Genomic DNA, 15,357 nt, shown 5'->3' on the forward strand with positions numbered 1-15,357 from the left:
AAGGGGTATTGGGAATAGAGATTTTATTAAGGTTATCAGGGGGATAACCATGTATTAATAATAACAAATTGCGACAAAGTTTGCAATAGTTTTTTAAAAAAATATTAAAATTTATTAAAATATAATATATAATTTAATATAACATATAAAAATTTAGGGAGAGTGTATTTGGTTATGGAAATGATTCAATATGTTATGAAAAACCTATCAGAAAGAAAAATTAATAGCAAGTATTTTGAAAATAGAGAAGAATTAATTGAAGAATTGTTAAAAGAAATATCTATTGAAGAGCTAGTGGCTATAGGTGGTACTAGTACAGTTGAATCTTTAGGTATATACGATAAATTATGTGATAGAGGAAATGATGTTTTATGGCACTGGAAGGTGAAACCAGAAAAAAGGATGGAACTTTTTAAAAAGGCTTTATTCTCAGATGTGTATTTAACTAGTTGTAATGCTTTAACACAAGATGGAAAAATAATAAATATAGATGGAAATGGAAATAGAGTAGCAGCCATGTTCTTTGGTCCTAAAAAGGTTAGAATAATATGTGGATTAAATAAAATAGCCAAAGATTATGATGATGCTATGAATAGAATAAAAACTGTTGCTTGTCCTCAAAATGCAAGAAGGTTAGAAAGAAAAACTCCTTGTGCAGTAACTGAAAACTGTAGTGATTGTAAGAGTCTTGATAGAATGTGTACGGTAACTACTATTATTGAGCAAAAGCCTCCATTTGTAGATTTTGAGGTTTATATACTAAATGAAAATATAGGATACTAATAGGTTACATTTATTTACAAAAATAGATAAATAATATATATTATAATAGAGACAAAAAAGGTCCCATGTTATTTTACTACTTTATATAAAGTTTTAAAATAATATTGGGACTTTTTGAAATATATAAATCAAAAATGCAAAAAATAAAATTAGTAGTTTATATTAAATAACAAAGAAGAAAGTTGGTGTGAATATATGGAAATATATTTAGATAATAGCGCTACTACAAAACCTTACGATGAAGTTATAAATAAAATGATTCAAGCTTTAACTATTGAATATGGTAATCCATCATCTATTCATAAAAAAGGAATTATAGTTGAAAAAACTATAAAACAAATAAGACAAGATATAGCAAGGTCTATTGGAGCTAAGGATAAGGAAATATTCTTCACATCTGGAGGTACAGAATCAAATAATGCAATAATAAGGGGTGTGGCAAATCTAAATAAAAAAAGAGGAAAGCATCTTATAACTACAGAAATAGAGCATCCATCAGTTCTTCATACATTTAAAGATCTAGAAAGTGAAGGCTTTGAAGTTACATACCTTAAAGTAAATGAAAAAGGAATAATAGATTTTGATGAATTTAAAAATTCTGTAAGAGATGATACTTTATTAGTAAGTATAATGCATGTGAATAATGAGGTAGGAAGTATACAACCTGTAGATAAAATAGGAAATTACTTATCTTCATTAGAAAAAAAGGTGTATCTTCATGTGGATGCAGTTCAGTCATTCGGGAAAATAGAGTTTAGACCTAGTAAATATAATATAGATTTTATGAGTGTTAGTGGACACAAGATACATGGGCCAAAAGGTATAGGGTTTATGTATATAAAAGAAAATAATAGACTAAAACCTATTATAACAGGTGGAGGACAAGAAAGTTCTATAAGATCTGGGACTGAAAATGTACCTGGAATATATGGACTTGGAGAAGCTATAAGAATAACTATGTCAAACTTAAAAGAAAATATATCTAATATAAGTAAACTTAAAGACATATTAAAAAAAGAGTTACAAAATAATATAGATAATATAAAAATAAATTCTCCAGAAGATGGAGTATGTCATGTTTTAAATGTATCTTTTATTGGGATAAAAGGCGAGATATTGCTGCATTATTTAGAACAAAAAAATATATATGTATCAACAGGATCAGCTTGTTCTTCTAAGAAAAAAGGTAGCCATGTACTTTTAGCTATGGGATTAAAACATGAAGAAATAGAAGGTGCTATAAGATTTAGTTTATCAAATATGAATAGCGAAGAAGATATTATAAGTGCTGTGAAAATAGTAAAAGAGTCAGTAACAGAATTAAGGGATATAATAAGAAAAAGATAAATATGAGGTGATGAATTTGTATAATGCAATTATAGCTAAATACGGAGAAATAGGAATAAAAGGAAAAAATAGATATATATTTGAAAATAAGCTTATAAAAAATATAAGAAATATATTAAAGCCAATAGGAAAGTTTGATGTATATAAGGAATACGGTAGAATATATATAAATTTAGATGATTATGATTATGAAGAGGTAATAGAAGAAGTTAGAAAAGTATTTGGGATAGTATCTGTAAGTCCTGTTATAAAAACTGAAAAGGATTATGAAAAATTAAAAGAAGCTGCACTTAAATTACTAGACGAAAAAGTAAATAATGGAGCTAAAACATTTAAGGTAGAAAGTAGAAGAGGGGACAAAAGCTTTAGACTAACTTCTCAGGAAATGAACTTAGATATAGGTGGTTATTTATTATCAAATTTAGGAGACAAAATAAATGTAGATGTTCATAAACCAGAAATAAGAGTAAGTACAGAGCTAAGACAAGATTGTGCTATTGCATATGTAGATGCTATACCAGGGTATGGAGGATTGCCTCTTGGAACTAACGGAAAAGCTATAGCCCTTTTATCAGGAGGAATAGATAGCCCTGTAGCAACTTGGATGGTTGCTAAAAGAGGTGTAGAAGTAGAAGCTGTACATTTCCATAGCTATCCATTTACTAATGAACAATCTCAAGAAAAGGTAAGAGATTTAGCTAAAATACTATCTAAATATTGTGGAAAAATAAGACTCCATAAAGTTAATTTACTTAATATACAAAAGGAAATAACAAAAAACTGTAGAGAAGAAGAAATGACTATAATATCTAGAAGATTTATGATGCAAATAGCCCAGGTTATAGCAGAAAAAAGATATGCAAATGCGCTTATAACAGGAGAAAGTATAGGACAAGTTGCATCACAAACAATACAAGGGCTAACTTGTACTAATGCAGCGGTATCAATACCTGTATTCAGACCTTTAATAGCTATGGATAAGTCAGAAATAGTAGATATGGCTAAAAAAATAGATACTTACGAGACATCTATAATAGCAGAAGAAGATTGTTGTACTGTTTTCTCACCTAAAAAACCTGTAACAAAGCCTAGATTAGAGAAAATAGAGGAATCTCAGTCAAAATTAAATGTAGAGGAACTTATAAAAGAAGCAATAGATAATATGGAAGTAGAGGAACTTGAATATTAAAAAGCAGAGCTTATGAAGCTCTGCTTTTTATTTCGATTTTGTATTTTGATAAAACTTCATTTGCTTTTTCTATATCTTCTTTAGTAGCTTCAGGAACACCTTTTAGTGGGTATTCAAGTCCCATATATTCCCATTTATGCATTCCTAAAATATGATAAGGAAGAACTTCTACCTTTTCTATATTGCTTAAGTTTGATACAAACTCCCCTAGGGCTTCTAAATCATCTTGAGAATCTGTTATTCCAGGGATTAATACATATCTAATCCAAACAGGTATATTTTTATCATAAAGATGTTTAGCTAAAGCCATCGTTTTATCGTTAGTAACCCCTGTTAATTCTTTAGCCTTTTCTTTATTCATATGTTTTATATCAAGTAAAACTAAATCTGTGTAATCAAGTATAGGATCTACAACATCTATATCTACAAAGCCAGACGTGTCAAGAGCCGTGTGTATGTCATTAGCTTTTGCTTCCATAAGTAATTCTTTAAGAAATTCAGGCTGCAATGTAGCTTCTCCACCAGATACTGTTAGTCCGCCGCCTGAAAATTTCATATAAGTAGAGTATTTTTTTACATCTTTTATTATTTCATCTACAGTATATTCTTTTCCGCCTTTAGTATCCCATGTATCTCTATTATGACAGTACTTACATCTTAAAGGGCAACCCTGCATGAATAATATATACCTGATACCTGGTCCATCAACTGTACCAAAGGTTTCTATAGAATGAACTCTTCCTTTGATGCTCATATAAACTCACCCCTCTAACAAATCTATAATTAATTTATAATAAATAATATTTCAACTTTAAATTATATACATTGTACTACTTTCTATATATTAATTATAAAACATATTGTATACAATGTCCATAAATGTATTGATTAATTAGTAAAAAAAGTGTGTAAACTGTAGTAGGGTTTACACACTTAAAATACTTTGATGATTTTTATTTAATATTATTATATTCTTTCGTGGAATGTTCTATTTACAACATCTAATTGTTGTTCTCTTGTTAATTTTATAAAGTTAACAGCATATCCAGATACACGGATAGTTAATTGAGGATAGTTTTCTGGATGCTCCATAGCATCTAATAATGTTTCTTTGTCAAATACGTTGACATTTATATGGTGTCCATTTTGAGCAAAGTATCCATCCATCATAGCTGATAAGTTGTTTACTCTTTCTTCCATAGTTTTACCAATAGCACCAGGTACTACTGAGAATGTGTAAGATATACCATCTTGAGCATGTTCATATGGTAATTTAGCAACTGATGATAATGAAGCTAAAGATCCGTTAGTATCTCTTCCGTGCATAGGGTTAGCACCTGGAGCAAATGGTTCACCAGCTTTTCTACCATCTGGAGTGCTACCAGTTTTCTTACCATATACAACGTTAGAAGTTATAGTTAATACAGATTGAGTATGATATGCATCTCTGTATGTTTTTGTATTTCTTATTTTATTCATAAAGCTTTCAACTAAGTCTGTAGCTATTTCATCAACTCTTTCATCGTTATTACCGAATTTTGGATAGTCACCTTCGATTACATAATCAACGGCTAAACCTTGTTCATTTCTTATAACCTTAACCTTAGCATGTTTTATAGCCGATAAAGAGTCAGCAGTTACTGAAAGTCCTGCTATACCACAAGCCATAGTTCTAAATACATCTCTGTCATGTAATGCCATTTCTATTGCTTCATAAGAGTACTTATCATGCATATAATGTATTACGTTTAGTGTATTTACATAAAGAGAAGCTAACCAATCAGTATATAACTCAAACTTTTCCATTACTTCATCGTAATTTAAGTATTCAGAAGTTATAGGAGCATAGCTTGGAGCTACTTGATTACCTTTCTTTTCATCTATACCACCGTTTATAGCATATAGTAAAGTTTTAGCTAAGTTAACTCTTGCACCAAAGAATTGCATTTGTTTACCTATTCTCATTGCAGAGACACAGCAAGCGATGCCGTAATCATCTCCCCAATATGGTCTCATTAAGTCGTCATTTTCGTATTGGATAGAACTTGTATCTATTGACACCTTAGCACAGAACTTCTTAAAGTTTTCTGGCAAATTATTTGACCAAAGTACAGTTAAGTTTGGCTCTGGAGCAGGTCCTAATGTATATAAAGTATTTAATATTCTATATGAACTCTTAGTAACTAACGTTCTACCATCTTCACCCATACCACCTATAGACTCAGTTACCCAAGTTGGGTCTCCAGAGAATAAATCATTGTAGTCAGGAGTTCTTAAGAATCTAACCATTCTTAATTTCATAACGAAATGATCCATTATTTCTTGAGCTTCGTCTTCAGTTAAAACTCCATTTTTTATATCTCTTTCCATATATACATCTAAGAATGTTGCAACTCTACCTATAGACATTGCAGCACCATTTTGTTCTTTAACAGCAGCTAAGTATGCAAAATATGTCCACTGAACAGCTTCCTTGGCATTTTGAGCTGGCTTAGATATATCATATCCATAGCTTAATCCCATTGTATTTAAAGCTTGTAAAGCTTTTATTTGATCAGATATTTCTTCTCTTAATCTTATTACATCTTCAGTCATAGGACTTGAGTCTAAAGTTTTCTTTTGAGCTGTTTTATCTTCTATTAATCTATCAACACCATATAAAGCAACTCTTCTATAGTCACCTATTATTCTACCTCTGCCGTAAGCATCTGGTAAACCAGTTATTATTCCGGCACCTCTAGCAGCTCTCATTTCAGGAGTATAAGCATCAAATACACCTTGATTATGAGTTTTTCTGTATTTAGAGAATATCTCGCTTATAATTGGATCTAGTTCATATCCATAAGCTTCACAAGAAGCTTCAACCATTCTTATTCCGCCATATGGTATAACAGCTCTTTTAAGAGGAGCATCAGTTTGAACACCAACTATTTGTTCTAACTCCTTATCTATATAACCAGCACTATAAGCATCTATACCAGAAATTGTCTTAGTGTCAACATCTAGTGTTCCGCCATTTTCTATTTCTTTTTTCATTAATTGAGAAACTTCATCCCATAATTTTTTTGTTCCTTCTGTAGCACCAGATAAGAAAGAATCATTACCTTCATATGGAGTATAGTTTAATTGTATAAAATCTCTAACGTCTACTTCCTTGTCCCATTTCCCAGTCTTAAAACCTTCCCAAGCTTTCATCATAATGGGTTTCCTCCTTCATAAAATATATAATATAACACCTAATTAGGTATTTTGTATGTATTAACCGTATTTATAATAACATAGGAAAAGTACTTTGTATACACAAAGTAGCAGAGTTAAAATAGTAAATAAATATCAAATTTTAAATATTATTTTAATTGTCTGAATCTTAAATTACTAAAAATTACATTATTAATATATTTTAATTTTACCCAAAATAATATAAATAAAAACATAGATTAATAAATTATATAAATGAAGTAAAATTTAAATATAAAAACATGTAATATAATTTAACTATAGACAATATGTTTAAAATAGAGTATTATAGAGAGATGCCATAAATGATTAGAAAATTAAAGTTAATAATTATGGTAGATCAAAATTTAATTATAGATTTTCGGGTTATGATATTGATTATTTTAATTATACCTACTATAGATGACTATGTTATAGATATTGTATATGACTAAATAAAAGTCCTTTAAGAGGGCTTTTTCTACGTATAAAAAAGGGCGATAAGGTAGAAAATATTAATTGCATATTATAAAAATAAAATATATAATTGTTAAGTTAAGATAAAATAGAAACGGAGAGGATATAAAATATGGAAAAAATTAGATTTGATGAATTACCTTTAAGTGATGAAGTAAAAAGATCAATAGCGGATATGGGATTTGAGGAGCCTTCTCCTATACAAGCTCAAGCTATACCTAAAATATTACAAGGAAAAGACATAATAGGACAAGCGCAAACTGGAACGGGAAAAACAGCAGCTTTCGGTATTCCTATACTTGAAATGGTGGACCAATCAGATAAAAGCCTACAGGCTTTAGTTCTTTGTCCGACAAGAGAACTAGCTATACAGGTATCAAAAGAAATAGGCAATTTAGCCACATATATGAAAGGGATAAAAATCCTTCCTATATATGGAGGACAACCTATAGATAGACAGATAAGATCATTAAAGGGCGGAGTACAAATAGTAATAGGAACACCAGGACGTGTTATAGACCATATTAAACGTAAAACATTAAAGATGAATAATATAAAAACAGTTGTATTAGATGAAGCTGATGAAATGCTTGATATGGGATTTAGAGAAGATATAGAAATGATACTAGAAACTACTCCAGAAAGTAGACAAACTACATTCTTCTCAGCTACTATGGCAAAAGAAATATTAGAACTTACTAAATTATATCAAAAAAATCCTGAACATATAAAAGTTGTACGTAGAGAACTTACAGTTCCTAACATAAAACAATACTATGTAGAAACTAAAAGAGCTAATAAATTAGAAGTTCTATGTAGATTAATAGACGTTTATGATCCTAAATTATCGGTAGTTTTCTGTAACACAAAAAGAGGCGCTGATGAGCTAGTAGGAGATTTACAAGCTAGAGGATATTTTGCAGATGCATTACATGGAGACTTAAAGCAAGCACAAAGAGATATGGTTATGGATAAGTTTAGAAATAGTACTATAGATATATTAGTTGCTACAGATGTTGCTGCTAGAGGAATAGATGTAGACGACGTTGAATGTGTATTTAACTACGATTTACCACAAGACGAAGAATACTATGTACACAGAATAGGTAGAACAGGACGTGCAGGTAGAGAAGGTGTATCATTTACATTTATATTCGGAAAAGAAATGAGAAAATTAAAGGATATAGAAAGATATACAAAATCTAAACTTGAAAAACATGATATACCATCAGTTGCAGATGTTGAAGAAAAGAAAATAAATTCTTTCTTTGAAAAGGTAAAAGGGGCAATTGAAGAAGGTCATATAGCAAAGGAAAGACAATGGATAGAAGCTTTCTATGAAGAAGAAGAATTTGATCTATTAGATATAACTGCTGCGCTTGTTAAAATGTCTTTAGGGAATAATAATGCAAAAGAAGAAATAGTAGAAGAAGAAACATTTGACAATGGTTCAGAAGCAGGAATGACTAGATTATTTATAAATATAGGTAAAAGTCAAAAAATACAACCAAAAGATATAGTGGGATCTATAGCTGGTGAAACGGGAATGCCAGGTAAATTAATAGGAACTATAGATATACATGACAAATATACATTTGTTGAAGTACCTAAACAACATGCTAAAAAGGTACTTGATAAAATGAAACAAATAAAGATAAAAGGAAATAAAATAAATATAGAACCAGCAAGTGCTAGAAGAAAATAAAATTCGCTACGCTCAAGTTAAATAGTTGGAAATTTAAAAAGGTGCCTATGGCACCTTTTTTTATATTTGAGCAACGGATCTGCTTTTCAAGGTCGTTGGCGACATGAGCAAAGCGAATTTTAAAATACTAAGTTTAATTTTAAAAGCCTTTCTTTTAAATCGTTCATTGTTTTTACTTCTTCCTCATAGTCTTGAGCCTCATAGGTTACAGAAAATCTTAAAAAACTACCTGCATCATCCCAGGGAACAGTAGATACTAAACTATTTAGTAATATATACTCACAAGCTTCTTCTGCATTTCTAAAGATAACTCCATCTTTAGTACCTTTGGGAATAGGAACATAACAATAAAATCCACCTTTAGGCTTATATGAATCAAAACCGACTTCCTTTAATATCTTAACTAATAAGTCGAATCTCCTAGAATATCTTCTACAATTTTGATTAAATAATTCATGAGTATCTAGAGCATATATACCAGATTTTTGTATAGCCCTAAACTGCCCTGAATCAGTATGGCCTTTTATGGTACTATATAATTTAATAGCCTTTTCATTTCCGACTACGAATGCAAGTCTCCATCCTGTCATATTAAATGATTTTGATAAAGAGTGAAGTTCAATTCCTACATCAATAGCTCCATCTACAGATAAAAAGCTAAGGGGTTTATAACCATCATAGGTTAGCGAACCATAAGCTAAGTCAGATACTACGAATATATCATTTTTATATGCAAAATCTACGACTTTTTCATAAAATTCTTTTGTTGCTACTTGTCCTGTAGGATTATTAGGATAATTTATATAAAGAAGTTTTGCTTTATTTAATATATCTTTAGGTATATTATCTAAATCTGGGTAAAATCCATTTTGTGGAAGTAAAGGAAGGTTATAGATTTCTCCTCCCATAAATTTAGTATAAGTCCCCATAACAGGGTATCCAGGAACTGTCATTAGACTTATATCACCAGGATTTATAAATCCTATTGGTATCATAGCAAGAGCTGGTTTGGAACCTATGCCATGTACAATATTCTTTTGAGGATCTAAATTGTCTAGTCTATATATTGATTTTAGATATCGGCAAGCTGCTTCTTGGAACTCTATTATACCATTATCTGAGTACCATCTATTTTCAGGTTTGCCTGCCTCCATATATAATATATCAACCATAGCCTTGTCAGCTGCTTTATCTGGTTCACCTATACCCATATCTATAAATGGTATATTAGGATTGTTCGCAATTGCTTCTTCTTTGGCTTTTTTAATTTTTTCAAACTTATATGATTTTGTGTTATTAAAAAAGTCTTGCCCACCCATTCTGTCCGAAATCTTGTTGTCTATAAAACTCATAGTATACCTCCAGTTAAATTAATTATGCTAAAATATGAGTATATGATTATAATATTAAATAAAGTGATTTTGGGTACAATCTTTTCTAAAGGAGTGATTTAATTGAAAATTATAAGTCATGGATGCACATTAGATTGTTGGGACTGTTGTAAGTTCAATGTCTATGTAGAAAATGAAAATGTTATAAAAATAGAAGGAGATAAAAACCATCCATATACAAAAGGCTTTATATGTATAAAAGGTAAAAAACATATGGAAAGGTTAAACCATAAAGATAGAATATATAAACCGCTTCTTAAAGTAGACGGAAAATGGGAAGAAATAAGTTTTGAATACGCTATTAAATTACTAGCAAGTAAATTAGAAAATTATAAGGAAAAATATGGGTCACAATCTATACTTCACTATTATGAATCAGGAAGTGGGTCTATACTTAAGGGAATACAAGATATATTTTTTAACTTTTATGGTGGCATAACTAGATCAAAAGGGAGTACATGTTGGGGAGCAGGAATACAAGCTCAAAGATATGATTTCGGAGATGTAAAAAGTCATTCATTAGAAGATATGTTAAATTCTAAGAACATATTTGTTTGGGGAAGAAATCCTTCTAATACCTGTTTACATACTATGCAAATGATAAAAAAGGCTAAATTAAACGGGGCTAATATTATAGTTATAGATCCAATATATACTGATAGCGCTAAAATAGCAGATAAATATATAAGAGTAAATCCATCTACAGATGGAGCTCTAGCTATGGCTATGGCTAAAATAATAATAGAAGAAAAATTATATGATGAGGAGTTTATAAATAAATATGTTTTAGGGTTTGATGAATATAAGTCATATTTAGATACTTTAGACATTATGTATTTATCAAATGAATGTGGAGTTGACATAGATACAATAAAAGATATGGCATATATATACTCAAAAGATAAATACAACACAATATATTTAGGATATGGATTTCAAAAATATAAAAATGGTGGAAACACAATAAGAGCTATAGATGCATTATGTGCTATAACAGGACAAATAGGAAAAGTAGGAGGAGGGGTAAACTATGCAAATAGAGTTTATCCAGACGTTTTAAATTTAGACCCATATAATAGTTCACAATATGAAAACAATAGGTATTTTAATGTACATAACTTTGCAAATTTTATAAATAAGAAAAAAGAAACACCTGTAAAACTAATTATGGTTTCTAAGGCAAATCCTCTTAATCAATGGCCAAATTTAAACGAAGCTATAGATGCCTTTAAAGATGTTGAATTTAAAGTATGTATAGATATGTTTATGACAGATACAGGGGAACATTGTGATTTATTTATACCTTGTACAAATACACTAGAAACAGAAGATATAATATATAGTTCTATGGGTAGTCCGTATATAATATATAATGAGAAAGCTTTAGAGCCTAGATATAAACTTATGGATGAATATTACTTCTTTATGGAATTAGCCAAAGAAATGGATATGAAAAACTATCCTTATGTTTCTAAGATAGAATATCTAAATAAAGTCATTGAACCATTGAAAAATATAGATTCGTCTATAACACTAGAAAAGATAAAGAAGAATTACATAACTATACATAATGAGATAGCTTGGGAAAATCTGAAATTTAAAACACCATCTCAAAAATATGAACTATACTCAAATAAGGCAAAGGCAGATAATCAAAGCCCTATACCTATATATACTAGTAGTAAGGAAGAGAAGAAGATAAGACTTATAACTACACACCCAAGAAACTCTCTTTTTAGTCAACACTTCCTAGATGTAGAGGGAAATTCAAAGGCTAGTATAAATAAAGAAATGGCATGTAAATATAATATTGAAAATAGAGAAAAAGTAACTTTAAAATCACAATATGGAGAAGTAGAAGTAGAACTATATATAAATGATGATATTCCTAACGATATAATTCATATGTATATAGGTTGGTGGCATAAACATGGAAATCCTAACTTTGTAACGTACAACGGAAGTTCGGATATGGGTGGCCAAGTAACATATAACGAAAGTTTCGTAGACATAATAAAACAAAAATAGTTAAATTTCTCTGAAGGAAACAATATAGAATTTATAGAATCCTATTAAATATTACTTTTTTATGTATTTTTAAATTTGGGTTAGGGGGGGATACGAATGATGAATTGTTTTATAGATAATAGGAATTTACGAGTAGAGTTTTTGTATGCAGAGCTAGACCACCACATAGCAGGAGAAGTTAGAGAAGAATTAGATGCTATAATAACAGAACACAATATAAAAAATATTATATTTGATTTTAAAAATATGAGATTTATGGATTCTTCTGGAATTGGGGTTGTTATCGGTAGATATAAGAAAATAGCAAAAGATGGTGGTAAGGTAGGCGTAATAAATGTAAGTACACAGGTTAAGAAGATATTTGATTTATCAGGGATGAATAAAATAATTGGAGTTTACAACACTTATGAAGATGCAGTTAGTTCTTTTTAAAGGGGGAATAAAGATATGAATAATTTTATGGAAGTTAAATTTGCAGCAAAATCTGAAAATGAATCACTTGCTAGAGTAATAGTTTCAGCATTTGCGTCACAATTAGATCCGACAATAGATGAACTAGCAGATATAAAAACTGCTGTATCTGAAGCTGTTACAAACTGTATAATCCATGGTTATGATGAAGACGAAAGTAAATTTGTGTACTTAAGATGTGAAATAAAAGAAGATAATATAAAAGTAGTAGTAGAAGATAGGGGTAACGGAATAGAAGATATTGAAATGGCTATGCAACCACTTTATACATCAAAGCCTGAATTAGAAAGATCTGGAATGGGCTTTACAGTGATGGAGACTTTTATGGATGAGATGAAAGTTTCTTCTATAGCAGGAGAAGGAACTAAAATAGTTATGAAAAAGAAGATAAGATCATCTAATATAGAATAGAGGTTTTAAGTATGGGGATAACAGCCTTTAAAGAAGAAAAAGAGAAAAGAGTGTTGCTTAGTCACGAAGAAACTTTGGAATTAATAAGTAAAGCCCAGATGGGAGATGAATATTCTAAAAATAAACTTATAGAATACAATTTAGGACTAGTTAGAAGTGTTGTATCAAAGTTTATGAATATAGGGTATGATAGAGATGACTTATTTCAACTAGGGTCAATAGGGCTTATAAAATCAATATATAAATTTGACCCTCAATTTAATGTGAAGTTTTCTACGTACGCAGTGCCGATGATATTAGGAGAGATAAAAAGATATTTAAGAGATGATGGAATGATAAAAGTTTCGAGATCTCTTAAACAAATAGCTGTAAAGGCAAAAATAGAAGGAGAATCACTTTCAAAAAAATTAGGAAGAGAACCTACTATTGATGAAATATCAAAAGCTATAGACGTAGATAAAGAAGACTTGCTTATGGCCCTTGAATCTAATTCTTCTGTTGAATACTTACATGGAGTTATACACGAAGAAGAAGGATCTCCAATAAGATTAATTGACAAAATAAGTTTAAGTGGTGAATGTGAAGAAGAAAAGGTAGTAGACAATTTACTTGTAAAAGAAATGTTAGGAAAGTTAGATAAAAGAGAAAGACAAATAATAATGCTTAGATATTTTGAAGATAAAACTCAAAGCGAAATAGGAGAAATGCTCAATATATCTCAAGTACAAGTATCAAGAATTGAGAAAAAAGTTCTTTCAAAACTAAAATCTTATATTGAATAAAAATAAACCCTTTCTAAAGGGTTTATTTTTTTTGTTTTGTAAAATAATAACATTAAGGAGGAGTTTATAATATGAAAGAAATATATTTAATCCCTAAAGGAAAAATAAACTTTTCTAGAGATAAAAATGAGATTTACTTAGATGATATATATAATATATATCCAAAAGAAATAAAAAAAGATACAAATAATATAATTTTAAAAAAATATAAAAATATAGATATAGAATATGATGTTTTACATGTAGGTGAAGTAATTCAGTCAATAAAAGATATATATCCAGATATGAATATAAAATTGCTAGTTGTTGATGATATTATTATAAACTTTGAAAGTATAAAAAAAGATAATACAAAATTTTTAAGAGTTATTCTAGTTACTATTGTAGTGCTCATGGGATCTATAATGGCCATAATGAATTTTCACTCAGATGTAAATATGGCTGAATCACAAAAAATTATAGTTGAAGTTTTAACTGGAAAACCAGATAAGTATTTACCATACTTTCAAATTTTTTATTCAATAGGAATAGGAGTAGGAGTAGCATTATTTTTTAATAGAATTATACCTAACTATTCAAAACAAGAACCAAGTCCATTAGATTTAAAAGTTCAATCTCTAACTTTAGAAATAGAAAATCAACTTAAAAAGCAAAATAAGGGTGATTCTTAGTGATAATACTAATTATTTTATTTGGATTCTCAGGAGGAGCAGTAGTAGGATCTGGGGTAGTAGCCCTTTTAACATTACTGGGAATAGTTCCTAGGTTGTGTCAGGTAAGCAATACATTTAACTATATTAAGTTTTATGAATTAATTTTAATAATAGGATGTATATTTGGAAGTATATTTTCTTTATTTAATATAAGATTTAACTTTGGAACATCATCAATTATTATAACAGGTATTACCTATGGAATATTTATAGGTTTTTTATCATCTTCCTTAGCAGAGGTATTGGATTATATACCAGTTGTATCAAGAAGATTAAAAATAGCAACACAATATACTAAATACATAATATTTTCTTTGTTAATTGGAAAGACCTTAGGGTCTTTTCTAGGATGGACTATTTTTATAAGGAGGTAGTATTATGACCCATAAAAGAACTAATTTAAAACAAGCTTCAAATGAAGAATATAAAGATTATGTAAAACAAATAAGTCCAAAACCAACCTTTCTTAAGAATTATATATGGGCATTTGTTGTTGGAGGACTAATATGTATTATAGGTGAAATTATAAATCAATTATATAGCTCATTAGGGTTGGCTAAACAACCAGCAGCAGATGCTACGACTATAACCTTGGTATTTCTCGGAGCATTTTTAACAGGACTAGGAATATACGATATTTTAGGCAAAAGAGCTGGCGCGGGATCTATAGTTCCTATAACAGGATTTGCAAACTCAATAGTATCGCCTGCAATGGAATATAAAAGAGAAGGATATGTTTTAGGTGTTGGAGCAAATATGTTTAAAATAGCAGGTCCTGTATTGGTATATGGTATAGGTACATCTGTAATAGTTGGATTAATATATTATTTCCTATACTAAGAAA

The 15,357-nt window shown here is 29.5% G+C and carries 15 protein-coding genes; 12 read left to right on the forward strand and 3 right to left on the reverse strand.

The features are described 5' to 3' along the window. Positions 1-174 precede the first annotated feature (174 nt). The 3 genes from BS62_RS10155 to thiI all read left to right on the forward strand — a co-directional run bounded on the left by BS62_RS10155 (position 175) and on the right by thiI (position 3,319). Complete coding sequence (locus BS62_RS10155; protein WP_496491159.1) at positions 175-783, forward strand: lactate utilization protein; 609 nt, start codon at positions 175-177, stop codon at positions 781-783. Between the two features lie 195 nt (positions 784-978). Further along, a complete protein-coding gene (locus BS62_RS10160; RefSeq protein ID WP_496491160.1) occupies positions 979-2,130 on the forward strand; it encodes a cysteine desulfurase family protein in 1,152 nt (383 codons plus the stop codon). Between the two features lie 16 nt (positions 2,131-2,146). Continuing rightward, positions 2,147-3,319 (forward strand): tRNA uracil 4-sulfurtransferase ThiI, encoded by a 1,173-nt coding sequence (gene thiI / locus BS62_RS10165; RefSeq protein ID WP_496491161.1) that lies wholly within the window; start codon positions 2,147-2,149, stop codon positions 3,317-3,319. Positions 3,320-3,329: 10 nt separating this feature from the next. Here thiI and pflA read toward each other — a convergent pair whose 3' ends face one another. Both pflA and pflB read right to left on the reverse strand, forming a co-directional pair. Next, a complete protein-coding gene (gene pflA, locus BS62_RS10170; RefSeq protein ID WP_496491162.1) occupies positions 3,330-4,073 on the reverse strand; it encodes a pyruvate formate-lyase-activating protein in 744 nt (247 codons plus the stop codon). 212 nt (positions 4,074-4,285) lie between these two features. After that, positions 4,286-6,514, reverse strand: a complete 2,229-nt coding sequence (gene pflB, locus BS62_RS10175; RefSeq protein ID WP_496491247.1) for a formate C-acetyltransferase — start codon at positions 6,512-6,514, stop codon at positions 4,286-4,288. 347 nt (positions 6,515-6,861) lie between these two features. Here pflB and BS62_RS10180 point away from each other — a divergent pair, with 347 nt between their 5' ends. Next, on the forward strand, positions 6,862-6,990 hold the full coding sequence (locus BS62_RS10180; RefSeq protein ID WP_496491163.1) for a hypothetical protein: 129 nt from the start codon (positions 6,862-6,864) through the stop codon (positions 6,988-6,990). A gap of 134 nt (positions 6,991-7,124) precedes the next feature. Next, the gene (locus BS62_RS10185) at positions 7,125-8,717 is read left to right on the forward strand and encodes a DEAD/DEAH box helicase (RefSeq protein ID WP_496491164.1); all 1,593 of its coding nucleotides are present in this window, start codon (positions 7,125-7,127) and stop codon (positions 8,715-8,717) included. 119 nt (positions 8,718-8,836) lie between these two features. Here BS62_RS10185 and BS62_RS10190 read toward each other — a convergent pair whose 3' ends face one another. Continuing rightward, positions 8,837-10,069, reverse strand: coding sequence for an LL-diaminopimelate aminotransferase (locus BS62_RS10190; RefSeq protein WP_496491165.1), 1,233 nt, complete (start codon positions 10,067-10,069; stop codon positions 8,837-8,839). Between the two features lie 102 nt (positions 10,070-10,171). Between BS62_RS10190 and BS62_RS10195 the strand changes: the two genes are divergently transcribed. The 7 genes from BS62_RS10195 (at position 10,172) to spoVAC (ending at position 15,353) form a co-directional block, all read left to right on the forward strand. Beyond that, on the forward strand, positions 10,172-12,136 hold the full coding sequence (locus BS62_RS10195) for a molybdopterin-dependent oxidoreductase (RefSeq protein WP_496491166.1): 1,965 nt from the start codon (positions 10,172-10,174) through the stop codon (positions 12,134-12,136). A gap of 96 nt (positions 12,137-12,232) precedes the next feature. Beyond that, positions 12,233-12,568 (forward strand): anti-sigma F factor antagonist, encoded by a 336-nt coding sequence (gene spoIIAA / locus BS62_RS10200; protein WP_496491167.1) that lies wholly within the window; start codon positions 12,233-12,235, stop codon positions 12,566-12,568. A gap of 15 nt (positions 12,569-12,583) precedes the next feature. Beyond that, positions 12,584-13,018, forward strand: coding sequence for an anti-sigma F factor (gene spoIIAB, locus BS62_RS10205; RefSeq protein ID WP_496491168.1), 435 nt, complete (start codon positions 12,584-12,586; stop codon positions 13,016-13,018). Between the two features lie 11 nt (positions 13,019-13,029). Next, positions 13,030-13,800, forward strand: coding sequence for an RNA polymerase sporulation sigma factor SigF (sigF, locus tag BS62_RS10210; protein ID WP_496491169.1), 771 nt, complete (start codon positions 13,030-13,032; stop codon positions 13,798-13,800). A 71-nt stretch (positions 13,801-13,871) separates the two neighbouring features. Then, positions 13,872-14,471 (forward strand): hypothetical protein, encoded by a 600-nt coding sequence (locus BS62_RS10215; protein ID WP_496491170.1) that lies wholly within the window; start codon positions 13,872-13,874, stop codon positions 14,469-14,471. Further along, a complete protein-coding gene (locus BS62_RS10220) occupies positions 14,471-14,887 on the forward strand; it encodes a stage V sporulation protein AB (protein WP_496491171.1) in 417 nt (138 codons plus the stop codon). Before BS62_RS10215 ends, BS62_RS10220 begins: the two co-directional genes overlap by 1 nt. A 4-nt stretch (positions 14,888-14,891) precedes the next feature. Next, positions 14,892-15,353: a stage V sporulation protein AC gene (gene spoVAC / locus BS62_RS10225; protein ID WP_496491172.1), complete on the forward strand. Its 462-nt coding sequence runs from the start codon at positions 14,892-14,894 to the stop codon at positions 15,351-15,353. The last annotated feature ends 4 nt before the right edge of the window (positions 15,354-15,357 follow it).

The sequence above is a fragment of the Sporacetigenium mesophilum DSM 16796 genome (genome assembly GCF_059569055.1).